Annotated in this window: 16 protein-coding genes and 4 tRNA genes; 18 read left to right on the top strand and 2 right to left on the bottom strand. The window is 61.9% G+C overall.

The window, feature by feature from the left end:
• Window positions 1-22 precede the first annotated feature (22 nt).
• Entirely contained in the window at window positions 23-1,930 is a 1,908-nt protein-coding gene (locus tag OPU71_RS07340; protein ID WP_267726759.1) for a substrate-binding domain-containing protein, read from the bottom strand.
• 93 nt (window positions 1,931-2,023) lie between these two features.
• A complete protein-coding gene (locus OPU71_RS07335) occupies window positions 2,024-5,602 on the bottom strand; it encodes an indolepyruvate ferredoxin oxidoreductase family protein (RefSeq protein ID WP_267726757.1) in 3,579 nt (1,192 codons plus the stop codon).
• 324 nt (window positions 5,603-5,926) lie between these two features.
• Between OPU71_RS07335 and OPU71_RS07330 the strand changes: the two genes are divergently transcribed.
• The 18 genes from OPU71_RS07330 (at window position 5,927) to rpsJ (ending at window position 24,509) form a co-directional block, all read left to right on the top strand.
• Window positions 5,927-6,011 (top strand) — tRNA-Tyr (locus OPU71_RS07330).
• Window positions 6,012-6,072: 61 nt separating this feature from the next.
• Window positions 6,073-6,146 (top strand) — tRNA-Gly (locus OPU71_RS07325).
• A gap of 11 nt (window positions 6,147-6,157) precedes the next feature.
• Window positions 6,158-6,232, top strand: a tRNA-Thr gene (locus tag OPU71_RS07320).
• Window positions 6,233-6,304: 72 nt separating this feature from the next.
• Window positions 6,305-7,495 (top strand): elongation factor Tu, encoded by a 1,191-nt coding sequence (gene tuf / locus OPU71_RS07315; protein ID WP_267726754.1) that lies wholly within the window; start codon window positions 6,305-6,307, stop codon window positions 7,493-7,495.
• Window positions 7,496-7,578: 83 nt separating this feature from the next.
• Window positions 7,579-7,654, top strand: a tRNA-Trp gene (locus OPU71_RS07310).
• A gap of 26 nt (window positions 7,655-7,680) precedes the next feature.
• A complete protein-coding gene (secE, locus tag OPU71_RS07305; protein ID WP_267726752.1) occupies window positions 7,681-8,031 on the top strand; it encodes a preprotein translocase subunit SecE in 351 nt (116 codons plus the stop codon).
• Window positions 8,031-8,564: a transcription termination/antitermination protein NusG gene (gene nusG, locus OPU71_RS07300; protein ID WP_324256041.1), complete on the top strand. Its 534-nt coding sequence runs from the start codon at window positions 8,031-8,033 to the stop codon at window positions 8,562-8,564. The genes secE and nusG overlap by 1 nt, the downstream gene beginning before the upstream one ends.
• A gap of 112 nt (window positions 8,565-8,676) precedes the next feature.
• Window positions 8,677-9,108, top strand: coding sequence for a 50S ribosomal protein L11 (rplK, locus tag OPU71_RS07295; RefSeq protein WP_267726747.1), 432 nt, complete (start codon window positions 8,677-8,679; stop codon window positions 9,106-9,108).
• 1 nt (window position 9,109) lies between these two features.
• The gene (gene rplA / locus OPU71_RS07290; protein WP_267726745.1) at window positions 9,110-9,808 is read left to right on the top strand and encodes a 50S ribosomal protein L1; all 699 of its coding nucleotides are present in this window, start codon (window positions 9,110-9,112) and stop codon (window positions 9,806-9,808) included.
• 251 nt (window positions 9,809-10,059) lie between these two features.
• Window positions 10,060-10,563, top strand: coding sequence for a 50S ribosomal protein L10 (gene rplJ / locus OPU71_RS07285; RefSeq protein ID WP_267726743.1), 504 nt, complete (start codon window positions 10,060-10,062; stop codon window positions 10,561-10,563).
• 57 nt (window positions 10,564-10,620) lie between these two features.
• A complete protein-coding gene (gene rplL / locus OPU71_RS07280; protein WP_267726741.1) occupies window positions 10,621-10,992 on the top strand; it encodes a 50S ribosomal protein L7/L12 in 372 nt (123 codons plus the stop codon).
• Between the two features lie 310 nt (window positions 10,993-11,302).
• Window positions 11,303-15,436, top strand: a complete 4,134-nt coding sequence (gene rpoB / locus OPU71_RS07275) for a DNA-directed RNA polymerase subunit beta (protein ID WP_267726739.1) — start codon at window positions 11,303-11,305, stop codon at window positions 15,434-15,436.
• Between the two features lie 35 nt (window positions 15,437-15,471).
• Window positions 15,472-19,683, top strand: a complete 4,212-nt coding sequence (gene rpoC / locus OPU71_RS07270) for a DNA-directed RNA polymerase subunit beta' (protein WP_267726737.1) — start codon at window positions 15,472-15,474, stop codon at window positions 19,681-19,683.
• Window positions 19,684-19,820: 137 nt separating this feature from the next.
• Window positions 19,821-20,198: a 30S ribosomal protein S12 gene (gene rpsL / locus OPU71_RS07265; RefSeq protein ID WP_172205340.1), complete on the top strand. Its 378-nt coding sequence runs from the start codon at window positions 19,821-19,823 to the stop codon at window positions 20,196-20,198.
• 27 nt (window positions 20,199-20,225) lie between these two features.
• Window positions 20,226-20,696 carry a 30S ribosomal protein S7 gene (gene rpsG, locus OPU71_RS07260; RefSeq protein ID WP_267726734.1) on the top strand — a complete coding sequence of 157 codons (471 nt, stop codon included), beginning with the start codon at window positions 20,226-20,228 and terminating at the stop codon, window positions 20,694-20,696.
• A 117-nt stretch (window positions 20,697-20,813) separates the two neighbouring features.
• Window positions 20,814-22,907, top strand: coding sequence for an elongation factor G (gene fusA, locus OPU71_RS07255; protein ID WP_267726730.1), 2,094 nt, complete (start codon window positions 20,814-20,816; stop codon window positions 22,905-22,907).
• Between the two features lie 25 nt (window positions 22,908-22,932).
• Window positions 22,933-24,123, top strand: coding sequence for an elongation factor Tu (gene tuf, locus OPU71_RS07250; protein WP_267726727.1), 1,191 nt, complete (start codon window positions 22,933-22,935; stop codon window positions 24,121-24,123).
• Window positions 24,124-24,197: 74 nt separating this feature from the next.
• Window positions 24,198-24,509, top strand: coding sequence for a 30S ribosomal protein S10 (gene rpsJ / locus OPU71_RS07245; RefSeq protein ID WP_267726724.1), 312 nt, complete (start codon window positions 24,198-24,200; stop codon window positions 24,507-24,509).
• Window positions 24,510-24,530: the final 21 nt, after the last annotated feature.

Raw genomic sequence — 24,530 nt, 5'->3', positions numbered from 1 at the left:
GTGCGCGCGGGGGATTGCGCCGTCAGTCTTGGCGGGCTTCGCCTGCGTGCGGCGGCGTCGGGTTGTGCCAGAGCGCCTTGCGCGCAAGCGGGGTGTCCGGTGGGAGCAGGGGATTGGGGAGTTCGATGATGCGCCGATCCGCAAGGCGCGCGCGGGCGATGGCATCGCCGTGGGTGGCCTGGAAGAGTTGCTCGAAGCGGCCGTCACGCATGGCCGCTTCCAGGCCGCGCTCGATCAGGCCGGCCAGCCTGGCGTTGTCGCGCCGGACGAAGAAGTAGATGGCGGTCGGGTAGTGCAGGGCGAGGGTGGGTTCGACGACCAGATCGTCGCCCGCCAGGCTTGCGGCTTCCTGCCACACTTCCGGCAGTCCGCGCGGATACCAGTCGAAGCGCTGCGCGGCAAGCATGCGCGGCAGGTTCTCTTCGACGCTGGTGCTGACCTGGAAGCCGGCGTCGCGCAGGATCTGCGTATCGGGCCAGTCGTGGCCTTGCCCGGCGACCAGGCGCTTGAGCTCGGCCGCTTCGGTGATTGCGGCAAAGCGCGGCAGCGCGTCGCGCCGCACCAGCGGAATCCGCCAGCCGAAGAGCCCCTTGTCAATCGGGATGCGGATGGCGCGGTACTGGGTTTCGCGCTCACGTGAAGTCATGCTCCACACGACCGACACTGCGTCGCCGGCTGCCATCTCGGCCATTGCGCGGTGTTGCTTCATGCTGACCCGCGACGGCTGCAGCACAAAGCGGGTGCCGGCTGCGCGCAGGGCCAGGTCAAGGAGCTCGATCGGGTAGTTCACGCGTTGGTCGTCGAGCGTTTGTGCGCGCGGGTAGCTGACGCGCAGGATGTTGTCATGGCCGGGGCCGGCGGGCGTGCGCCAGGTGCGGGCGTAGAAGCGCCGGTGTGCATCGGCTTTGCCGGCATGGGGGGCATTCAGGCCCCGCAGCCGCGCCGTGGTGAGAAGGATCGGCGCACTTTGCAAGTCGCTCGGGGAGAGCCCGGCAAATGCGCGGTTGAGTTCGTCGGCCAGCTGCCAGCCTTGCTGGTCAAGCGGCTCGCCGACCGACGCGATCTGCTGCGACTTGCCCGACGCGATGCGGCTGATGGCCACCGAGGCGCCGTCGCCGGCTGCGATGTGGCGGATGTCACTGCGCCCCAGTTCGGCAAGCGGCACGTTGATGTGGTCGAAGTAGACATCGTTGATGGCCACCGTGTGTGTCCACGCGCGTCCGTGGCGTGCATTGAGGGCAGCCACCGCGGCGGGGACGCGGTCGCGAGCCTGAGAAATCGGGATGTCCACGGTTTCGAGCAGCTCGCAACGGCGGCAGCTGGCCAGCACCGCCTGCAGGGTGGCGCTCTTGTGGGCGGCAATCGGGAAACGGCTGTCGCTGATCAGCACAATGCCGATCCGCCCGCTGTGGCTGTTGACCAGGTAGTCGGTGACCTGCTTCGCCACCGCGTAGGGTGAGGTGCTGACATTGGTGAACAGCCCGTCGCGGCTGCCCGGTTCGGCCACTGCGTGCCAGCCCAGCACCGGAATGCGCCATTGCTTTGCCTTGGCCAGCAGATCATCGAGCTGGGTGGCGGGCACGCCCAGCAGCACGACGGCATCGGCCTCGCCGGTCAGCGCCTGCATCATCTGCAGGCGAAGGATCTTCGGGTCGTCCTGCCCGTTGGCAGGGATCAGCGTCCAGCCCAGCGTTGCGGCGGCCGCCTCAAGCCCGCGATAGACCCCCACGACGCCGCCGTTGCGCTGATCGTGCATCAGGACGGCGATGCGCTTGTGCCCCTGGTTGCCCGGCCCTGGTGTTGGCGCGAGCCAGCTGGCAAGCGATTCATACGGCTGCGGGCTGGCCGCGGCCATGGTGGTAGCCGTGGCGGTGGCGGCGAGCAGCATGCCGCCCAACGCCAGCACGCAGCGCAATCGAGCCCATCGCATCGCCCGCCCCCCGATGAATCGCGCCGCGCGGGCGCCAGGCAGCGTTAACGGCGCTCGCTTGCCAGTGCTTGAGCGCCGTTTGCGGGCCTGCGCTTACGCGGCGGCGACCACCTTGAGCGGCGGCTTGCCGCCTTGCTCGGCCTGCCGCCAGCGCAGCCACAGCGCGTCGCGCTCGCGCGCGGTCTCTGCGTGATTGCGATCCTTCACATAGCCAAAGCCGCGGATCTTTTCCGGCAGTTGTGCGATCTGCACGGCAAGCTCAAGCCGCTCTGCACTCAGGCGCTCGCACAGGCGGCTGATGTCGCCCTCGTATTCGGCAATCAGCGCGCGCTCCATGCGGCGTTCGCGGGTGTAGCCGAACACGTCGAAACGCCCGCCGCGCAGCACCTTCAGTTTGGCGAGGAAGCGGAACGCGGTGAGCACCCAATCGCCGTACTCGATCTTGCGGATCTTGCCGGTCACCGGGTCGGGCTTGGCCCACAGCGGGGGGGCCAGATGCAGCTTGATGCGGTAGTCGCCGTCGAAGGTGGCGCCGACGCGCTCAAGGAAGGCCGGATCGGTGTAGAGCCGTGCGACCTCGTACTCGTCCTTGTAGGCCATCAGCTTTGCCAGGTTGCGCGCCACCGCCTCGGTCAGCTGGGTGCTGCCCAAGGCGCTTTCGGCGTGCCTCACCGCTTCCACCAGCTTGCGATAGCGCTCGGCCCAGTCTGCATCCTGGTAGGCGGTGAGGAAGGCGACGCGCGAGGCAATCAGTTCATCGAGCGTTTGCGAAGCCTTGAGCGGAATCACCGGCGCCGGCGCGGCGGCGCGCTCTACCGCGGCACGGTCGCAGGCGGCGCGGCGGCCCCAGGTGAGCGCGGCCTTGTTCATGTCGACGGCCACGCCATTCATCTCGATCGCGCGCAGCAAGGCGGCCTCGGATACCGGCACCAGGCCTTTCTGCCAGGCGTAACCGAGCAGGAAGAGGTTCGATGCGATGCCGTCGCCCATCAGCGCGGTGGCCAGCTTCTGTACATCGAGGAAGTCCACCGCGCCGGGGCCGACCGCATCGGTGATCGCGGCCTGCATCTTGTCGAGCGGGAACTTCCAGTCGGGGTTGTGCGCGAATTCCGAAGTCGGCGACTGGGCGCAGCTCACCACCGCGCGCGTCGTGCCCAGCGCCATCTTTGCCAGCGCTTCGTCGGAGGCTGAAACGATCAGGTCGCCGCCGATCAGCGCGTTGGCTTCGCCCGCCGCGACCCGCACCGCGTGCAGATCTTCGGGGCGATCGGCGATCCGCACATGCGAATAGACCGAACCGCCTTTCTGGGCCAGGCCGGTCATGTCGAGCACCGTGACGCCCTTGCCGTCGATGTGCGCGGCCATGCCGATCAGCGCGCCGATCGTCACGACGCCGGTGCCGCCCACGCCGGTGATCAGAATGCCGAAGGGCTGCGCGGTTGAAGGGAGTTGCGGCGGCGGCACGACAAACGCGGTGTCGAGGTGGCCCGTGAGCGCGCGCCCCTTGCGCAGCTTGCCGCCTTCGATGGTGACAAAACTGGGGCAGAAACCGTTGAGGCAGGAGTAGTCCTTGTTGCAGGCGGACTGGTCGATCGCGCGCTTGCGGCCGAACTCGGTTTCCACCGGCAGGATCGCCATGCAGTTCGACTGCACGCCGCAGTCGCCGCAGCCTTCGCAGACGCTTTCGTTGATGAAGGCGCGCCTTTGCGGATCGGGGAAGGTGCCGCGCTTGCGGCGGCGGCGCTTCTCGGCCGCACAGGTCTGGTCGTAGATGATGGCCGAGACGCCGGGCAGATCGCGGAACTCGCGCTGGATCGCATCCATTTCGTCGCGATGGCGCACCGGCACGTGCGCCAGATCGGCCGGGCCGTAGGCGCGCTCGGTGCCGTCGGTGACCACCACGAGGTTGTGCACCCCTTCGGCCTGCAATTGCGCAACGATCATCGGCACGGTGAGCACGCCGTCGATCGGCTGGCCACCGGTCATCGCGACCGCATCGTTGTAGAGGATCTTGTAGGTGATGCCGGGCGCGCGCTCACCGGCCTGGCGGGCGCGATGGTGCGCCGCCACCGATTGGCGCACCGCAAGCAGACCGGAATGGAAATAGGTGCCGTCGCCCAGGTTCGCAAAGACGTGCTGCGTGCTGGTGAAGGGCGCCTGCCCGACCCAGGTGACGCCCTCGCCACCCATGTGGGTGAAGGTGGTGGTGTTGCGCCCGTGCATCCAGGTCACCATGTAGTGGCAGCCGATGCCACCGACCGCGCGCGAGCCTTCAGGCACCTTGGTCGAGGTGTTGTGCGGGCAGCCGGGGCAGAAGGTCGGAACGCGGTCGATCGCGAACACTTTGCGCGCCAGGGCCTGTTCCTTCGCTTCGAGGAAGGCCAGGCGCGCCTTCATGCGGTCTGAGGTATGGAAGCGCGCGATGCGGCTGGCGATGGCGCGCGCAATCATCGCCGGTGTCAGCTCCCCCGCGGCAGGCAAGAGCCAGTCTCCGTGCGAGACGCGGCCGTGCGACGCTTCAACCAGCGCCCACTCACCCTTTTCGTCGAACTTGCCCACCACGCGCGGGCGCACGTCCTCGCGCCAGTTGTAGAGCTCTTCCTTGAGCTGGTATTCGAGCAGCTGACGTTTTTCCTCAACCACGAGGATCTCGTCCAGGCCTTCGGCGAAGTGCCGCACGCCTTCCGCCTCCAGCGGCCAGACCATGCCGACCTTGTACAGCCGGATGCCGATCTCCGCCGCAAGCCGTTCGTCCAGCCCAAGGTCATCCAGCGCCTGCCGGACGTCAAGGTAGGCTTTGCCCGAGGTGATGATCCCCAGCCGTGGCTGCGGCGAGTCGATCACGATGCGGTTGAGCTGATTGGCCCGGCAATAGGCCAGTGCGGCATACAGCTTGTAGTGGAGCAGGCGCTTTTCCTGTACCAGTGGCGGGTCGGGCCAGCGGATGTTAAGGCCGTCGGGCGGCAGGGCGAAGTCGGTCGGAATCGTCACCTTCACTCGCTGCGGGTCGATATCCACCGACGCCGAGGTCTCCACCGTGTCCGCCAAGGCCTTGAAGGCCACCCAGCAACCGGAATAGCGCGACAGTGCCCAGCCGTGCACCCCGTAATCCAGGTATTCCTGGACCCCCGCTGGCGCCAGCACCGGCATCATCATCGACTTGAAGAAGTGGTCGGTCTGGTGCGGCAGGGTGGACGACTTCGCTGCGTGGTCGTCGCCCGCAATCACCAGCACACCGCCGTGCGGGCTTGTGCCGGCCGCGTTCGCATGGCGGAAGACGTCGCCACAGCGATCCACGCCGGGCCCCTTGCCGTACCACATCGCATATACGCCATCGAAGCGCGCGCCAGGGTAAAGATTCACCTGCTGCGTGCCCCAGACCGCCGTCGCGGCAAGATCCTCATTCACGCCCGGCTGGAACACGATCTCGTGCGACTGCAGGTGCCCCTTGGCCTTCCACAAGGTCTGATCAAGACCGCCAAGCGGCGAACCCCGGTAGCCCGAAACAAACCCGGCCGTGTTGAGGCCGGCTGCCTGATCCCGTTCGCGCTGGATCATCAGCAGGCGCACCAGCGCCTGATAGCCGGTCATGAATACTCGGCCAGACTGCACGACGTACTTGTCGTCCAGGCTGACTTCACGCGTTGGGGCAATCACTGGCTGCTCTGACATGAGCGACTCCTCTACAAAAATCGTGTTTTTGCTCTGCCCGGTCGTGCGCCCTTGTGAGGCGCAGACCCTGCGGTGTGGGGCTGAAATCAGCGCTGCGCCGGATTGTCCGTGCTGCCCGCCATCGCTGCGCCGCCGCAATGTCAGGCTAAAGACACTCGTGCCAAAACCAGCACGGTCTACCCACTATAGAAAGTCGCTTGAAGCTCGCCAGCAACGCCCTGCGCGGCATCGCAGGCACACCGAAATTCGTATCAAGTGAGCGCCAAAGCGAACTTGGGGTTGACAGCTACGCGTAGTGTCTCTAAAGTGTTTGGCTTCGCACGTGGAGGGATTCCCGAGCGGTCAAAGGGATCAGACTGTAAATCTGACGGCTCTGCCTTCGAAGGTTCGAATCCTTCTCCCTCCACCAAGAATTAAGAAGTCTCGTCGTTGTAACTGGCGGCGAGGCGGGCGGCGAAAGTCGTCGGCCTGCGGGTGTAGCTCAATGGTAGAGCAGAAGCCTTCCAAGCTTACGACGAGGGTTCGATTCCCTTCACCCGCTCCAGTTTTTTGCGTGCCCATGTAGCTCAGTGGTAGAGCACTCCCTTGGTAAGGGAGAGGCCACGTGTTCAATCCACGTCATGGGCACCATTCGTTTTTGTTTGCTCGGTGCGGCGATATTGCGCTCTCCGGGTTTTTTATTTCGACTTCTGGGGTAGCGACATGGCCAAGGAAAAATTCGAGCGGACGAAACCGCACGTGAACGTCGGCACCATCGGTCACGTTGACCATGGCAAGACCACGCTCACCGCCGCAATCACCACCGTGCTGGCAGCCAAGTTTGGCGGCGCAGCCAAGGCGTATGACCAGATCGACGCAGCGCCGGAAGAAAAGGCGCGCGGCATCACGATCAACACCGCGCACGTCGAGTACGAGACGGCCAACCGTCACTACGCGCACGTTGACTGCCCGGGTCACGCTGACTACGTCAAGAACATGATTACCGGTGCCGCCCAGATGGACGGCGCAATCCTGGTGTGCTCGGCCGCTGACGGCCCGATGCCGCAAACGCGTGAGCACATCCTGCTCGCCCGTCAGGTCGGTGTGCCGTACATCATCGTCTTCCTGAACAAGTGCGACATGGTCGACGACGCCGAGCTGCTCGAGCTGGTCGAAATGGAAGTGCGCGAGCTGCTCTCCAAGTACGAATTCCCTGGCGACGATGTGCCCATCGTCAAGGGTTCGGCTCTGAAGGCCCTCGAAGGCGACAAGGGTGAGCTGGGCGAAGGCGCGATCATGGCGCTGGCCGACGCACTGGACTCCTACATCCCGACGCCGGAGCGCGCGATCGACAAGCCCTTCCTGCTCCCGATCGAAGACGTCTTCTCGATCTCGGGTCGCGGCACCGTCGTGACCGGTCGCGTTGAACGCGGCGTGGTCAAGGTCGGCGAAGAAATCGAAATCGTCGGCATCAAGGAAACCGTCAAGACCATCTGTACCGGTGTTGAAATGTTCCGCAAGCTGCTCGACCAAGGTCAGGCCGGTGACAACGTCGGCGTGCTGCTGCGCGGCACCAAGCGTGAAGACGTCGAGCGCGGCCAGGTGCTGTGCAAGCCGGGTTCGATCAAGCCGCACACCCACTTCACCGGTGAGGTGTACGTGCTGTCGAAGGATGAAGGTGGTCGTCACACCCCGTTCTTCAACAACTACCGTCCGCAGTTCTACTTCCGTACCACCGACGTGACTGGCGCCATCGAGCTGCCGGCAGGCACCGAAATGGTCATGCCGGGCGACAACGTGTCGATCACCGTCAAGCTGATCGCCCCGATCGCCATGGAAGAAGGTCTGCGCTTCGCAATCCGCGAAGGTGGTCGTACCGTCGGCGCTGGCGTGGTTGCCAAGATCGTCGAGTAAGAGTTGTAAGGTGTGATCGCCCGGCAACCTCGGGCGATCCGGCAAAGCGCCCGTTGGTGCGGGCGCTTTGTAGTCTCTGCTGCAGGGGTATAGCTCAATTGGCAGAGCGTCGGTCTCCAAAACCGAAGGTTGGGGGTTCGATTCCCTCTGCCCCTGCCATAACGCATAGCGGGTAATTACCACCCATGGCCGACAAAATTAAGTTTGCGCTGGCGCTGCTTCTCGTGGCTGCCGGCGTGGCTGGCTTCTATCTACTTTCTGAGCAGGCCACTGTTGTGCGCGTGCTTGCGGTGCTTGCTGGCGTGCTGGCAGGTGTCGGCGTGGCTTGGTTTACCGAAGCTGGGCGGCAGTTCGTTGTTTTTGCCTCGGACACCATCGTAGAGGTCAAGAAGGTTGTTTGGCCGACGCGCAAGGAAACCCTGCAAACGACCGGCATCGTGTTTGCCTTCGTTGTGGTGATGGCCTTGTTTCTCTGGTTGACCGACAAGTCGCTCGAGTGGGTGTTGTACGACATCGTTCTCAAGTGGAGAAGCTAGTGAGCATGCGCTGGTACGTAGTACACGCCTATTCCGGCTTTGAGAAGTCGGTGAAGCGTGCCTTGGACGAGCGGATCGCGCGTGCGGGGATGCAGGACAAGTTCGGCCAGATTCTTGTTCCGGTGGAAGAAGTGATCGAAATGCGCAATGGTCAGAAAGTGACCACTGAGCGCAAGTTCTTCCCCGGTTACGTCTTGGTCGAGATGGATATGGACGATGAGTCCTGGCACCTCGTCAAGAGCACGCCAAAGGTCACTGGATTCATTGGCGGAACTGCGAACAAGCCGACGCCGATCAGCCAGAAGGAAGTCGACAAGATTCTCCAGCAGGTTCAGGAGGGGGTCGAGAAGCCGAAACCCAAGGTCCTGTTCGAGATCGGCGAGATGGTTCGTGTCAAGGAAGGTCCGTTTGCGGATTTCAACGGCAACGTCGAGTCGGTGAACTACGAAAAGAGCCGGCTCAATGTGTCGGTGACGATCTTCGGGCGCGCAACCCCGGTTGAACTGAGCTTCGGCGAAGTCGAAAAAGTCTAGTAGTACCGGCCCGCTTCGCGCGGGCCTTGCCACATCGTGCAAGCGGTGTGGCGTTGAGGAGCGCCAGTAGGTTTGCCGAACGCGCGCTTTCACTCATCAATCAGGAGCCATCATGGCAAAGAAGATTATTGGCTACATCAAGCTGCAGGTTCCGGCCGGCAAGGCGAATCCTTCGCCCCCCATCGGCCCGGCGCTCGGTCAGCGCGGTTTGAACATCATGGAATTCTGCAAGGCTTTCAATGCCAAGACTCAGGGCATGGAAGTCGGCTTGCCGATTCCGGTGGTGATTACGGCCTTCGCGGACAAGTCCTTCACCTTCATCATGAAGACGCCGCCCGCGACGATCCTCATCAAGAAGGCTGCTGGCCTGCAGAAGGGGTCCGCCAAGCCGCACACTGACAAGGTTGGCAAGATCACCCGTGCCCAATGCGAAGAAATCGCCAAGGCAAAGCTCGTTGACTTGACTGCGGGCGATCTCGAAGCCGCTGTTCGCACCATCGCTGGCTCTGCGCGCAGCATGGGTATCGTTGTGGAGGGCCTCTAAGATGGCTAAGCAATCCAAGCGTCTGAAGGCGCTCGCCGCGAAGATCGATCGCAACCGTGTCTACGCAGTTGCTGACGCGCTGGCGCTGATCAAGGAAACCGCCACGGCGAAGTTTGACGAGTCTGTCGATGTCGCAGTGAATCTTGGCGTTGACGCGAAGAAGTCTGACCAGCTGGTGCGTGGCTCAGTCGTGCTGCCTGCAGGTACCGGCAAGACCGTTCGCGTTGCGGTGTTTGCTCAGGGCCCCAAGGCTGAAGAAGCTCGCGCTGCCGGCGCCGATGTGGTCGGTTTTGACGACCTGGCTGAGCAAGTCAAGGGCGGCACGATCGATTTCGATCTGTGTATCGCAACCCCGGATGCAATGCGTGTCGTCGGCGCCCTCGGTCAGATCCTCGGCCCGCGCGGCCTGATGCCGAACCCGAAGGTTGGCACCGTGACGATGGATGTGACCACCGCGGTCAAGAACGCGAAAGCCGGTCAGGTTCAGTACCGTACCGACAAGGCTGGCATCATCCACGCCACGATCGGCCGTGCTTCGTTCACGGTTGAAGCGCTACAGCAGAACCTTGGCGCCTTGGTTGACGCCCTGGTGAAGGCGAAGCCGGCTGCTGTCAAGGGCCAGTACATTCGCAAGATGGCAGTTTCGAGCACGATGGGCGGCGGCGTTCGCGTCGAACCCACCAGCCTTACTGCTGCGTGATTTCGGGGCGGCGTAGCGCCGCCTCGGTGAAGGAACTTTGGGCCGCGCCGTATTCATGTGGCGCGGATCGTCAAAGACCGCAGGCGCCCTCGGAGTCTTCCGGGGGCTTAATTGCGAAAGCGGCCAGCGCAGACGGTGTATCCAGAACAGGATTAAGTTGGTTTGTGCCAACACGCTCCTGATCCAGGTCGCCGTGGGTGTGGTGATCCATTTGGGTCGTCACGTGTTGACTTGATAGGAGGAAAGACCTCATGGGTCTGAATCTAGACGACAAGAAAGCCGTCGTAGCCGAGGTCGCTGCACAGCTGGCCAATGCTCAGACCGTTGTCGTGGCTGAATACACAGGCATTGAGGTGACCGACGTCACCGTCCTGCGTGCTAAGGCCCGCGCGGCTGGCGTTTACCTGCGTGTGTTGAAGAACACCTTGGCGCGTCGTGCGGTGGCAGACACCGCCTTCGCCGGCCTTTCCGAGCACATGACCGGCCAGCTGATTTACAGCTTCTCGGCTGATCCTGTTGCTGCTGCGAAGGTGCTGAACGACTTTGCAAAGACCAACGACAAACTGAAGCTGAAGGCCGGTTGCTACGCGGGCAAAGTGCTCGACAAGGCTGGTGTTCAGGCGCTTGCAAACATCCCGAGCCGCGAGGAACTCCTTGCGAAGCTGGCGGGTGTGATGAAGGCGCCGGTTTCGGGCATGGCTGTCGCGCTTGGCGCGTTGGCCAAGAAGCGCGAAACCGAAGGCGCTGCCGCCTGATCGGTTGTCCCGGTATTCGGTACGGTTTGTACAAATCTGATTTTGGAGTAACGACAAATGGCAATTTCCAAAGACGACATCCTTGAAGCCGTTGGTTCGATGACGGTGATGGAACTGAACGACCTGGTCAAGGCGTTCGAAGAGAAGTTCGGCGTGTCCGCCGCTGCGATGGCTGTTGCTGGCCCGGCTGCCGGCCCGGCTGCTGCAGTTGAAGAGCAGACCGAATTCACGGTGGTGCTGGCTGCTGCTGGCGACAAGAAGGTTGAGGTCATCAAGGTCGTGCGTGCTGCGACCGGCCTGGGCCTGAAGGAAGCCAAGGATCTGGTTGATGGCGCACCGAAGCCCGTCAAGGAAGGCATCGCCAAGGCTGATGCTGACGCGCTGAAGAAGCTGCTGGAAGACGCTGGCGCCAAGGTCGAAGTCAAGTAATCGACCTGCGAAAGCGCGGGCTGGTGACGTTCAGGCGTTGCCAGCCTTTTATGCTTTTCGGGGTGCACAGGAAAGCCTGCTCGCTGAGTGGGCTTTCCTGTGTCTTCTGAATCGACTGCAGAAGCCAGGATCTGGCCGGACGGGAGTCCTGCCGGGGCTCCGACCCCGCGCTCCCGTCGTCCGCCATAGGTTGGTAGTGGCCAACCGCCAGATTCGCAGCCACCAGTCGAGGCTAGCCAGTCCGATCTACAAATGACTCCGGGGGGTCATACGGACGGACTGCCAGTGCCCTTCGCTTACCGGAGAACCCATGGCCTACTCGTTCACCGAGAAAAAGCGCATTCGCAAGAGCTTCGCAAAACGTGCGGACGTTCTCGATGTGCCTTTCCTCCTCGCCACTCAGCTTGAGTCCTACACGTCCTTCCTGCAGGCCGATGTGCCACCGCAGGCACGCCGCGATCAGGGGCTTCAGGCCGCTTTCAAGTCGATCTTCCCGATCACCTCGCATTCAGGCAACGCGCGCCTTGAATTCGTCTACTTCGCCTTGGGCGAGCCGGCCTTCGATGTCAAGGAATGCCAGCAGCGCGGTCTGACCTTCGCTTCGCCGCTGCGCGCGCGTGTGCGCCTGGTGATCCTGGACAAGGAAGCAGCGAAGGAAACGATCAAGGAAGTGAAGGAGCAGGAAGTCTACATGGGCGAGATTCCGCTCATGACGACGACTGGCTCGTTCGTGATCAACGGTACCGAGCGGGTCATCGTTTCGCAGTTGCATCGTTCGCCGGGCGTGTTCTTCGAGCACGACCGCGGCAAGACCCACAGCTCGGGCAAACTGCTGTTCTCGGCGCGGATCATTCCTTACCGTGGTTCCTGGCTCGACTTCGAGTTCGATCCGAAGGACTTCCTGTTCTTCCGCGTCGACCGTCGCCGCAAGATGCCGGTCACGATCCTGCTCAAGGCCATTGGCATGAGCGCCGAGGACATCCTCGCGACCTTCCACGACTTCGATACCTTTGAAGTCAAGGGTTCGGACTTCCAGTTCGCGCTGGTACCGGAGCGTCTGCGTGGTGAAGTGGCCCGCTTCGACATCACCGATGGCAAAGATAAGGTGATCGTCGCGAAGGACAAGCGAATCACCGCCAAGCACATCCGTGAGTTGAACGAAGCCGGCATCAAGAGCATGGCCGTGCCGGAAGACTTCCTGCTCGGGCGCGTTCTGGCAAAGAACGTCGTCGATGCCGAAACCGGCGAGTTGATTGCTCGCGCGAACGACGAGATCACCGAAGAAGTGCTCGCCAAGCTGTCGCGTGGCGGGGTCAAATCTTTCGAGACCCTGTACATCAACGATCTCGACCGTGGCGCCTATATCTCCTCGACCCTGCGTTCGGACGAAACTGCCGACCAGTGGCAAGCGCGTGTCGCGATCTATCGCATGATGCGCCCGGGCGAGCCGCCCACCGAAGACGCGGTTGAAGCGCTGTTTGCCGGCCTCTTCTACGCGCCGGAGCGTTACGATCTGTCGTCGGTCGGCCGCATGAAGTTCAACCGCCGCGCTTATCCGGAGCGTCTGGATGACAAGGCGCCGGAATGGCAGCGCCGTCTCTACGAGCGCATCGGCCCGCAGGGCGAAGAGGGCGTCGGCACGCTGTGCAACGACGACATCCTCGCCGTCGTGGGCGTACTGGTTGAGCTGCGCAATGGCCGCGGCGAAATCGACGACATCGATCACCTGGGTAACCGCCGCGTGCGTTGTGTTGGCGAACTGGCCGAGAACCAGTTCCGCGCCGGCCTCGTTCGTGTCGAACGCGCCGTCAAGGAACGCCTGAACCAGGCTGAATCTGACAATCTGATGCCGCACGACTTGATCAACGCGAAGCCGATCTCGGCCGCGATCAAGGAGTTCTTCGGTTCGTCGCAGCTGTCGCAGTTCATGGACCAGACCAACCCGCTGTCCGAGATCACGCACAAGCGTCGCGTCTCGGCACTGGGCCCGGGCGGTTTGACGCGCGAACGCGCGGGCTTCGAAGTGCGCGACGTGCATCCGACGCACTACGGCCGCGTGTGCCCGATCGAAACGCCGGAAGGCCCGAACATCGGCCTGATCAACTCGCTCGCTGTCTACGCCACGACCAACCGTCACGGTTTTCTTGAGACCCCCTACCGCAAGGTAGCCGACGGCAAGGTGACCGACCAGATCGACTATCTGTCGGCGATCGAAGAAGGTGGTTATGTGATCGCCCAGGCGAACGCCGAGCTCGACACCAAGGGTGCGCTGACCGATGAAATGGTCTCGAGCCGCCACAAGGGTGAATTCACCCTGGTGACGCCGGATCAGGTGCAGTACATGGACGTGTCGCCGTCGCAGATCGTTTCGGTCGCCGCGTCACTGATTCCGTTCCTCGAGCACGACGATGCGAACCGCGCCTTGATGGGTGCGAACATGCAGCGTCAGGCGGTGCCTTGCTTGCGTCCGGAAAAGCCGCTGGTCGGTACCGGTATCGAGCGCACGGTTGCGGTCGACTCGGGTACGACGGTTCAGGCGCTGCGTGGCGGCGTGGTCGACTACGTCGACGCCAGCCGCGTCGTGGTTCGCGTGAACGACGATGAAACGGTGCAGGGCGAGGTGGGTGTCGATATCTACAACTTCACCAAGTACACCCGTTCGAACCAGAACACGAACATCAACCAGCGTCCGGTCGTCAAGAATGGTGACCGCATCGCCAAGGGTGACGTGCTGGCTGACGGTGCATCGACCGACCTCGGCGAACTGGCGCTTGGCCAGAACATGCTGGTCGCGTTCATGCCGTGGAACGGCTACAACTTCGAAGACTCGATCCTGATCTCGGAACGCGTGGTCATCGACGACCGCTTCACCTCGATCCACATCGAGGAACTGACCGTCGTCGCGCGCGACACGAAGCTGGGCGCAGAAGAAATCACCCGCGACATCGCGTCGCTGGGCGAATCGCAAATGGGTCGTCTGGACGAGTCGGGCATCGTGTACATCGGTGCAGAGGTCGACGCCGGTGACGTGCTGGTCGGCAAGGTGACTCCGAAGGGCGAAACCCAGCTGACACCGGAAGAAAAGCTGCTCCGCGCGATCTTCGGTGAGAAGGCTTCCGACGTGAAGGACACTTCGCTGCGCGTGCCCTCGGGCATGAACGGCACCGTCATCGACGTGCAGGTCTTTACCCGTGAAGGCATCGAGCGTGACAAGCGTGCGCAGTGGATCATCGACGATATGCTGCGCAGCTTCCGCCTTGACTTGGGCGACCAGATGCGAATCGTGGAGCGCGATGCGTTCTCGCGTATCGAGCGTCTGATCACCGGCCAAGTCGCCAACGGTGGGCCGAAGAAGCTCGCCAAGGGCAGCAAGATCACGGCCGAATACCTTGCCGAAGTCGAACAGCACAGCTGGTTCGACATCCGCATGGCCGACGAGGCGATTGCACAGCAGTTGGAGTCGCTGAAAGAAGGCCTCGAGAAGACCCGCAAGGACTTCGATCTCGCCTTTGAAGCGAAGAAGAAGAAACTCACCCAGGGCGATGAACTTCCCCCGGGCGTGCAGAAGATGGTCAAGGTCTACCTCGCCGTGAAGCGTCGCCTGCAGCCGGGCGACAAGATGGCCGGCCGTCACGGTAACAAGGGCGTGGTGTCGAAGATCGTTCCGGTCGAAGACATGCCCTACATGGAGAACGGCACGCCGGTCGATATCGTGCTGAACCCGCTGGGCGTGCCGTCACGGATGAACATCGGTCAGATCCTGGAAACCCACTTGGGCTGGGCCGCCAAAGGCCTTGGCAACAAGATCGGCGAGACCTTGCGTCGTCAGGCCACGGCCAAAGAAGTGCGTGCCCTGCTGAACGAGATCTACAACACCAGCGGCAAGGACGAAGCGCTCGACACGCTGAGCGACGGCGACGTCGTTGAGCTGGCGCAGAACCTGACCAAGGGCGTGCCGTTTGCGACCCCGGTGTTCGATGGCGCGACCGAAGCGGAAATCGGCAAGATGCTCAAGCTGGCGGGCCTTGAAGGCTGCGAGCAGGTCACGCTTTGCGATGGTCGCACCGGTGAAGCCTTCGAGCGCAAGGTTACCGTTGGCTACAAGCACATGCTCAAACTGCACCACCTGGTCGACGACAAGATGCACGCACGTTCGACCGGCCCGTACTCGCTCGTTACCCAGCAGCCGCTGGGTGGTAAGGCGCAGTTCGGTGGTCAGCGTTTCGGTGAAATGGAAGTGTGGGCGCTGGAAGCCTACGGTGCCGCTTACACCCTGCAGGAAATGCTGACGGTGAAGTCCGACGATGTGACCGGTCGTACCAAGGTCTACGAAAACATTGTCAAGGGCGAACACAAGATCGATGCCGGAATGCCGGAATCCTTCAACGTGCTGGTGAAGGAAATCCGTTCGCTGGCAATCGACATCGACCTGGACCGCTACTGAGACGGCGCTGCCGTCTCGGAATGGAGTGACGAAACATGAAAAGCCTGCTCGCTGATCTGTTCAAACAGAGCCTGCCGAACGAGGAAGAGTTCGACGCGATCACCATTGGCCTCGCGTCGCCGGAGAAGATCCGCTCCTGGTCCTTTGGTGAGGTAAAGAAGCCTGAGACCATCAACTACCGGACCTTTAAGCCGGAACGCGATGGCCTTTTCTGCGCCAAGATCTTTGGCCCGGTCAAGGATTACGAGTGCCTGTGCGGCAAGTACAAGCGCCTCAAGCACCGCGGTGTGATCTGCGAAAAGTGCGGCGTGGAAGTTACGCTCGCCAAGGTTCGCCGTGAGCGCATGGGTCACATCGAGCTGGCCTCGGTGGTTGCCCACATCTGGTTCCTGAAGAGCCTGCCGAGCCGTCTCGGCATGGTGCTCGACATGACCCTGCGCGACATCGAACGCGTGCTGTACTTCGAAGGCTTCGTCGTCGTCGACGCCGGCATGACCCCGCTGACGCGTGGCCAGTTGCTGACCGAAGAAGACTTCATCGCCAAGACCGAAGAGTACGGTGACGAGTTCACCGCGCTGATGGGTGCCGAAGCCGTGCGCGAACTGCTGCGCTCGATCGACCTGCCGCGCGAAATCGAGCGCCTGCGTTCGGAACTCGAAACCACCGGTTCGGAAGCCAAGATCAAGAAGATCGCCAAGCGCCTCAAGGTGCTGGAGGCCTTCACGCAGTCGGGCATCCGCCCCGACTGGATGATCATGGAAGTGCTGCCGGTGCTGCCGCCGGATCTGCGTCCGCTGGTGCCGCTGGACGGTGGCCGCTTCGCGACCTCCGACCTGAACGACCTGTACCGCCGTGTGATCAACCGGAACAACCGTCTGAAGCGTCTGCTCGAGCTCAAGGCGCCGGACATCATCGTGCGCAACGAAAAGCGCATGCTGCAGGAGTCGGTCGACTCCCTGCTCGACAACGGTCGCCGTGGCAAGGCCATGACCGGCGCGAACAAGCGTCCGCTCAAGTCGCTCGCCGACATGATCAAGGGTAAGGGCGGCCGCTTCCGTCAGAACCTGCTCGGTAAGCGCGTCGACTACTCGGGCCGTTCGGTGATTACCGTGGGTCCGCAGCTCAAGCTGCATCAGTGCGGTCTGCCCAAGCTGATGGCGCTGGAACTCTTCAAGCCCTTCATCTTCAACAAGCTCGAACTGCGTGGCTACGCCACCACGATCAAGCAGGCGAAGAAGATGGTCGAGAGCCAGGAACCGATGGTTTGGGACATCCTCGAAGAGGTGATCCGCGAACATCCGGTCATGCTCAACCGCGCGCCGACGCTGCACCGCCTGGGTATTCAGGCCTTCGAACCGACGCTGATTGAAGGCAAGGCCATCCAACTGCATCCGCTCGTTTGTGTGGCGTTTAACGCCGACTTCGACGGTGACCAGATGGCCGTGCACGTTCCGCTGTCGCTTGAAGCGCAGATGGAAGCCCGCACGCTGATGCTGTCGTCGAACAACGTGCTCTCGCCCGCCAACGGCGAGCCGATCATCGTCCCGTCGCAAGACATCGTGCTGGGCCTGTACTACGCGACCCGCGAGGCGGTGAACGTCAAGGGCGAAGGCATGGCCTTTGTCGACGTGGCCGAAGCCAAGCGCGCCTACGAGTCCGGCCAGGCTTCGCTGCACGCCCGCGTCTTCATCCGCGTGCGTGAAGTGGAACTGACGCCAGAAGGTGAAAAGCGCGAGAAGCTTACGCGTTACAACACCACCATCGGCCGCGCCATCCTGTCGGAGATCCTCCCGGCCGGCTTGCCGTTCTCGGTGATCGACAAGGCGCTGAAGAAGAAAGAAATTTCCAAGCTCATCAACCACGCCTTCCGCCGTTGCGGCCTCAAGGAAACCGTGGTGTTCGCCGACCGCCTGATGCAATTCGGCTTCCGCCTCGCAACGCGTGCCGGTTTGTCGATTGCGGTGCGTGACATGCTGGTGCCGACCGCCAAGCACGACATCATTGCTGCCGCCGCGCATGAGGTGAAGGAAATCGCGCAGCAGTACACCTCCGGTCTGGTGACCGACGGTGAGCGTTACAACAAGGTCGTCGATATCTGGGGTCGTGCGGGTGACCAGGTCGCCAAGGCGATGATGGAGCAGCTCGGTACCGAGCCGGTCATCAACCACCTCGGCAAGGAAGTCCGTCAGGAATCGCTCAACGCGATCTACATGATGGCCGACTCGGGCGCTCGCGGCTCGGCTGCTCAGATCCGTCAGCTCTCCGGCATGCGCGGCCTGATGGCCAAGCCGGACGGCTCGATTATCGAAACGCCGATCACGACCAACTTCCGTGAAGGCCTGAACGTTCTGCAGTACTTCATCTCCACCCACGGTGCGCGTAAGGGCCTCGCGGATACGGCGTTGAAGACGGCAAACTCGGGTTACCTCACCCGTCGTCTGGTCGACGTGACGCAGGACTTGGTGGTGACCGAGGACGATTGCGGCACCGCAAACGGCTTCACGATGCGCGCCATCATCGAAGGTGGTGAAGTGGTCGAGCCTCTGCGCGACCGCATCCTGGGCCGTGTGGCGGCTGACGACATCGTCAACCCCGAAACGCAGGAGACCGAGATCTACGCGGGCTCCCTCATCGACGAAGACGCGTGCGATCTGATCGATGCGCAGGGTATCGACGAAGTCCGCGTGCGCACGCCGCTGACCTGCGAAACCCGCTACGGTCTGTGCGCCCAGTGTTACGGGCGCGACCTTGGGCGCGGCAATCTGGTTAACTCGGGTGAAGCGGTTGGTGTTATCGCGGCCCAGTCGATCGGCGAACCGGGCACGCAGCTCACCATGCGTACCTTCCACGTCGGTGGTGCGGCGTCGCGGGCAGCGGTGGCCAGTTCGGTCGAGGCCAAGTCGGCCGGTTCGATCCGCTACGCCGGCAATACCCGTTATGTGACCACTGCCAAGGGCGAGAAGGTGGTTATCGCTCGTTCGGCCGAAGTGGTGGTGGCCGACGACATGGGTCGTGAGCGTGAACGCCACAAGATCCCGTACGGCGCCACCCTGTTGGTCGACGACGGTGGCGCAGTGAAGGCCGGCGCGCAATTGGCGACCTGGGATCCGCACACGCGTCCGATCGTCACCGAGTACAGCGGCACGATCAAGTTTGAGAACGTCGAAGAGGGTTCGACGGTCGCCAAGCAGATCGACGAAGTCACCGGTCTTTCGACCCTGGTTGTCATCGATGCAAAGCGTCGTGGCAGCCAGTCGGCAGGCAAGGGCGTGCGTCCGCAGGTCAAGCTGATCAGCGAGACCGGCGAAGAAGTCAAGATCGCCGGCACCGACCACGCTGTGACCATCACCTTCCAGGTCGGCTCGCTGATCACCGTGAAGGATGGGCAGCAAGTCTCCGTCGGTGATGTCTTGGCGCGCATTCCGCAAGAATCGGCAAAGACACGCGACATTACCGGCGGTCTGCCGCGTGTGGCCGAGTTGTTCGAAGCCCGCTCGCCGAAGGACGCAGGCATGCTGGCCGAAGTCACCGGCACGCTCTCGTTCGGTAAGGACACCAAGGGTAAGCAGCGTCTCGTGATTACCGAGCCGGATGGCACGGTGCATGAGTTCCTGATCCCGAAGGATAAGCACGTGCTGGTGCACGATGGTCAGGTGGTGCAGCGTGGCGAGTCGATCGTCGATGGCCCGGCCGATCCGCACGATATCCTGCGCTTGAAGGGTGTCGAGGCGCTTGCCCGTTACATCATCGAAGAGGTCCAGGACGTCTATCGCCTGCAGGGTGTGAAGATCAACGACAAGCACATCGAAGTGATCGTGCGTCAGATGCTGCGCCGTGTCGTGATTTCCGATCCGGGCGATAGCAAGTTCATCCGCGAAGAGCAGGTCGAACGGTCCGAAGTGCTGGACGAAAATGACAAGCTCAACGCCGACGGCCGCATGCCGGCGCAGTACGAATACATGTTGCTCGGTATCACCAAGGCGTCCTTGTCGACCGACTCCTTCATCTCTGCGGCGTCGTTCCAGGAGACCACTCGCGTTCTGACCGAGGCGGCAATCCTGGGCAAGCGCGACGAGCTGCGTGGCCTGAAGGAAAACGTCATCGTCGGGCGCCTGATTCCGGCCGGAACGGGCTTGGCGTATCACCGTGCCCGAAAGGCACAGACGGGTGCGACCTTCGATCTGCCGGCGGTCACGTTCGACAACGAGCCTGAGGCAGTTGCTGCCGACGGTTCCTCGTCCAACTGACCTGCCGTTGACGACACGAGGCCGGATTGGCTACAATCCGGCCTCTTTAGTGGGTCGGCCTTACGGGGTCGGCCAATCCTGCGTTCTGATCGCGGCCCAATCCGTGTTTTATCGGTGGTGCGATCCAAGGAAGAGTAATGCCAACAATCAATCAACTCGTTCGTAAAGGTCGGGAAACCCCGGTCTCCAAGAGCAAGGTGCCGGCCCTCGAGGCTTGCCCGCAAAAGCGTGGTGTTTGCACCCGCGTCTACACGACAACCCCGAAGAAGCCGAACTCGGCGCTTCGTAAGGTTGCAAAGGTTCGCCTGACCAACGGTTTCGAGGTCATCTCGTACATCGGCGGTGAGGGTCACAACCTTCAGGAGCACTCGGTTGTCCTGATTCGTGGCGGCCGTGTAAAGGATCTTCCGGGTGTGCGTTACCACATCGTCCGTGGTTCGCTTGACCTCCAGGGCGTCAAGGATCGGAAGCAGTCGCGTTCGAAGTACGGCGCGAAGCGTCCAAAGAAGTCCTGATCCCTTTAGATATAGCAGGAGGTTGAAATGCCCCGTCGTCGCGAAGTACCCAAGCGGGAGATCCTGCCGGATCCGAAATTCGGTAGCCAGGACCTCTCGAAGTTCATCAACGTCATCATGCAGAGCGGCAAGAAGGCTGTGGCTGAGCGCATCGTTTACGGTGCGCTGGAAGTGATCACGACCAAGGGTGGAAAAGATCCGCTCGAAGTGTTTGGTAGTGCAATCAGCAACGTCAAGCCGGTGGTGGAAGTCAAGAGTCGCCGTGTTGGTGGTGCGAACTACCAGGTTCCGGTTGAAGTGCGTCCGTCGCGCCGCATGGCGCTGTCGATGCGCTGGATCCGCGAAGCTGCCCGTAAGCGTTCCGAGAAGTCGATGGCTCAGCGACTCGCAGGTGAGTTGCTTGAGGCCGCAGAAGGCCGCGGCGCAGCGATGAAGAAACGCGAAGAAGTTCACCGCATGGCTGAGGCCAACAAGGCCTTCTCGCATTTCCGCTTCTGATTGCGACGCGTCGCAGAGTAGTCGGGCCCTGAAAAGGGCTCGATTGCTTTCTCAGAAAGTACCGATTTTTCATGTCCGCACGCGCTGCGGACTTTCGTTTAGGTAGAGGTTGCTACCGTGGCACGCAAAACCCCGATCGAGCGGTACCGTAATATCGGTATCTCAGCACACATTGACGCCGGCAAGACCACCACGACCGAGCGCATCCTGTTTTACACCGGTGTGAACCACAAAATCGGTGAAGTTCACGATGGCGCTGCCACGATGGACTGGATGGAGCAGGAGCAGGAGCGCGGCATCACCATCACGTCGGCTGCAACGACGTGCTTCTGGAAGGGCATGGATTTGTCCCTGCCTGAGCACCGCGTGAACATCATCGATACCCCGGGGCACGTCGATTTCACGATTGAAGTTGAGCGCTCGATGCGCGTGCTTGACGGTGCGTGCATGGTCTATTGCGCAGTTGGCGGTGTTCAGCCCCAGTCGGAGACCGTGTGGCGTCAGGCAAACCGCTATGGCGTGCCGCGTCTGGCCTTTGTGAACAAGATGGACCGCCAGGGCGCGGACTTCTTCAAGGTGCACGATCAGATGCGTGCCCGACTGAAGGCCAACCCGATCCCAATCCAGGTGCCGATCGGTGCAGAAGAGAACTTCCGCGGCGTCGTTGACCTCGTCAAGATGAAGGCGATCTGGTGGGATGATGCGTCCCAGGGTATGAAGTTCGAGTACGGTGAGATTCCGGCCGACTTGGCTGCAAAGTGCAACGAGTGGCGCGAAAAGATGGTCGAGGCGGCTGCCGAGGCCTCTGAAGAGCTGATGAACAAGTACCTCGAAGAGGGTGACTTGTCTGAGGCCGATCTCAAGGCCGCATTGCGTGAGCGTACCATCAAGGGCGAGATCGTCCCGATGATGTGTGGCTCGGCATTCAAGAACAAAGGCGTGCAGGCAATGCTCGACGCCGTCATCGACTACATGCCTTCGCCGGTTGATATTCCTCCGGTTGATGGTGAGAAGGAAGATGGCTCGGCCGACACCCGTCCTGCGACCGATGAGGCTCCCTTCTCCGCGCTTGCGTTCAAGTTGATGACCGACCCGTTCGTCGGTCAGCTGACCTTCTTCCGCGTGTATTCGGGCATCGTGAAGTCTGGCGATACGATCTACAACCCGGTCAAGGGCAAGAAAGAGCGCATCGGCCGTATCGTGCAGATGCACGCGAACAACCGCGAGGAGATCGAAGAAGTCCGCGCAGGCGACATCGCCGCCGCGATCGGCCTTAAGGAAGTGACGACCGGCGATACTCTGTCGGATCTCGATAAGGTCATCATGCTCGAGCGTATGGTGTTCCCTGAGCCGGTGATTCACGTCGCGGTTGAGCCGAAGACCAAGGCTGACCAGGAAAAGATGGGCATCGCGCTCAATCGCCTTGCGAAGGAAGATCCGTCCTTCCGTGTGCGTACCGACGAAGAATCGGGCCAGACGATCATCTCCGGGATGGGTGAGCTCCACCTCGAGATCATCGTTGATCGCATGCGCCGTGAGTTCAGCGTGGATGCCAATGTGGGCGCGCCGCAAGTCGCCTACCGCGAAACCATCCGCGGCACCGTCGAGAACGCCGAAGGCAAGTTCGTCAAGCAGTCGGGCGGCCGCGGTCAGTATGGTCACGTCGTGCTCAAGATCGAGCCGAACGAGCCGGGCAAAGGCTACGAGTTCGTGGACGCGATCAAGGGCGGCGTTGTGCCGCGCGAGTACATCCCGGCGGTCGACAAGGGCCTGCAGGAAACGCTTCCGAACGGTGTGTTGGCCGGCTTCCCGATCGTTGACGTGAAGGTGACCCTGCACTTTGGTTCCTACCACGATGTGGACTCGAACGAAAACGCGTTCAAGATGGCTGCATCGATGGGCTTCAAGGACGGCATGCGCAAGGCCAACCCGGTTTTGCTTGAGCCGATGATGTCGGTTGAAGTCGAGACCCCGGAAGACTTCATGGGCAACGTCATGGGTGACCTCTCGGGCCGTCGCGGCATCGTTCAGGGTATGGACGACGTGGCGGGCATGAAGGTCATCAAGGCGGAAGTGCCGCTGGCTGAGATGTTTGGCTACTCGACCACGTTGCGCTCGCTGTCACAAGGGCGTGCGACTTACTCGATGGAGTTCAAGCACTACACCGAAGCCCCGCGCAACGTCGCGGAAGCCATCATCAACAAGAAGTGATGCTTTGATCAATTAAGGACGAGAAATGGCCAAGGAAAAATTCGAGCGGACGAAACCGCACGTGAACGTCGGCACCATCGGTCACGTTGACCATGGCAAGACCACGCTCACCGCCGCAATCACCACCGTGCTGGCAGCCAAGTTTGGCGGCGCAGCCAAGGCGTATGACCAGATCGACGCAGCGCCGGAAGAAAAGGCGCGCGGCATCACGATCAACACCGCACACGTCGAGTACGAGACGGCCAACCGTCACTACGCACACGTTGACTGCCCGGGTCACGCTGACTACGTCAAGAACATGATTACCGGTGCCGCCCAGATGGACGGTGCAATCCTCGTGTGCTCGGCCGCTGACGGCCCGATGCCGCAAACGCGTGAGCACATCCTGCTCGCCCGTCAGGTCGGTGTGCCGTACATCATCGTCTTCCTGAACAAGTGCGACATGGTCGACGACGCCGAGCTGCTCGAGCTGGTCGAAATGGAAGTGCGCGAGCTGCTCTCAAAGTACGAATTCCCCGGCGACGATGTGCCCATCGTCAAGGGTTCGGCTCTGAAGGCCCTCGAAGGCGACAAGGGTGAGCTGGGCGAAGGCGCGATCATGGCGCTGGCCGACGCACTGGACTCCTACATCCCGACGCCGGAGCGCGCGATCGACAAGCCCTTCCTGCTCCCGATCGAAGACGTCTTCTCGATCTCGGGTCGCGGCACCGTCGTGACCGGTCGCGTTGAACGCGGCGTGGTCAAGGTCGGCGAAGAAATCGAAATCGTCGGCATCAAGGAAACCGTCAAGACCATCTGTACCGGTGTTGAAATGTTCCGCAAGCTGCTCGACCAAGGTCAGGCCGGTGACAACGTCGGCGTGCTGCTGCGCGGCACCAAGCGTGAAGACGTCGAGCGCGGCCAGGTGCTGTGCAAGCCGGGTTCGATCAAGCCGCATACCCACTTCACCGGTGAGGTCTACGTGCTGTCGAAGGATGAAGGTGGTCGTCACACCCCGTTCTTTAACAACTACCGTCCGCAGTTCTACTTCCGTACCACCGACGTGACCGGCGCCATCGAGCTGCCGGAAGGCACCGAAATGGTCATGCCGGGTGACAACGTGTCGATCACCGTCAAGCTGATCGCCCCGATCGCCATGGAAGAAGGTCTGCGCTTCGCAATCCGCGAAGGCGGCCGTACCGTCGGCGCTGGTGTGGTTGCCAAGATCATTGCCTGATAGCTGTTGCGAGGCGCCTGCGCGAGTGGGCGCCTCTCGTTCTTTGTGTTCTTTACCGCTCTTTAGGAAAAACCATGCAAAGTCAGAAAATCCGTATTCGTCTCAAGGCTTTTGACTATCGCTTGATCGATCAGTCGGCCCAGGAGATCGTTGAAACGGCAAAGCGTACCGGCGCGGTTGTTCGTGGCCCGGTTCCGCTGCCGACCCGAATCGAGCGCTACAACCTGCTGCGCTCGCCGCACGTCAACAAGGCTTCGCGCGATCAGTTCGAAATTCGCACGCACCAGCGCCTGATGGATATCATCGATCCGACCGACAAGACGGTCGATGCACTGATGAAGCTTGACCTGCCAGCTGGCGTTGACGTCGAAATCAAGCTGCAGTAAGCACAATGCTTGCGCGGATTG

It is taken from the genome of Niveibacterium sp. 24ML, from assembly GCF_026586805.1.
Taxonomy (GTDB): Bacteria; Pseudomonadota; Gammaproteobacteria; order Burkholderiales; family Rhodocyclaceae; genus Niveibacterium.
Note: the sequence above shows the minus strand (reverse complement) of the source record. Positions and strands in the feature narration are given on the sequence as shown.

Bases quoted from the DNA above. Each gene is read 5' to 3' on its own strand.
- OPU71_RS07340 (WP_267726759.1), bottom strand. From the start codon at position 1,930: ATGCGATGGGCTCGATTGCGCTGCGTGCTGGCGTTGGGCGGCATGCTG.
- OPU71_RS07335 (WP_267726757.1), bottom strand. From the start codon at position 5,602: ATGTCAGAGCAGCCAGTGATTGCCCCAACGCGTGAAGTCAGCCTGGAC.
- tuf (WP_267726754.1), top strand. From the start codon at position 6,305: ATGGCCAAGGAAAAATTCGAGCGGACGAAACCGCACGTGAACGTCGGC.
- secE (WP_267726752.1), top strand. From the start codon at position 7,681: ATGGCCGACAAAATTAAGTTTGCGCTGGCGCTGCTTCTCGTGGCTGCC.
- rplK (WP_267726747.1), top strand. From the start codon at position 8,677: ATGGCAAAGAAGATTATTGGCTACATCAAGCTGCAGGTTCCGGCCGGC.
- rplA (WP_267726745.1), top strand. From the start codon at position 9,110: ATGGCTAAGCAATCCAAGCGTCTGAAGGCGCTCGCCGCGAAGATCGAT.
- rplJ (WP_267726743.1), top strand. From the start codon at position 10,060: ATGGGTCTGAATCTAGACGACAAGAAAGCCGTCGTAGCCGAGGTCGCT.
- rplL (WP_267726741.1), top strand. From the start codon at position 10,621: ATGGCAATTTCCAAAGACGACATCCTTGAAGCCGTTGGTTCGATGACG.
- rpoB (WP_267726739.1), top strand. From the start codon at position 11,303: ATGGCCTACTCGTTCACCGAGAAAAAGCGCATTCGCAAGAGCTTCGCA.
- rpoC (WP_267726737.1), top strand. From the start codon at position 15,472: ATGAAAAGCCTGCTCGCTGATCTGTTCAAACAGAGCCTGCCGAACGAG.
- rpsL (WP_172205340.1), top strand. From the start codon at position 19,821: ATGCCAACAATCAATCAACTCGTTCGTAAAGGTCGGGAAACCCCGGTC.
- rpsG (WP_267726734.1), top strand. From the start codon at position 20,226: ATGCCCCGTCGTCGCGAAGTACCCAAGCGGGAGATCCTGCCGGATCCG.
- tuf (WP_267726727.1), top strand. From the start codon at position 22,933: ATGGCCAAGGAAAAATTCGAGCGGACGAAACCGCACGTGAACGTCGGC.
- rpsJ (WP_267726724.1), top strand. From the start codon at position 24,198: ATGCAAAGTCAGAAAATCCGTATTCGTCTCAAGGCTTTTGACTATCGC.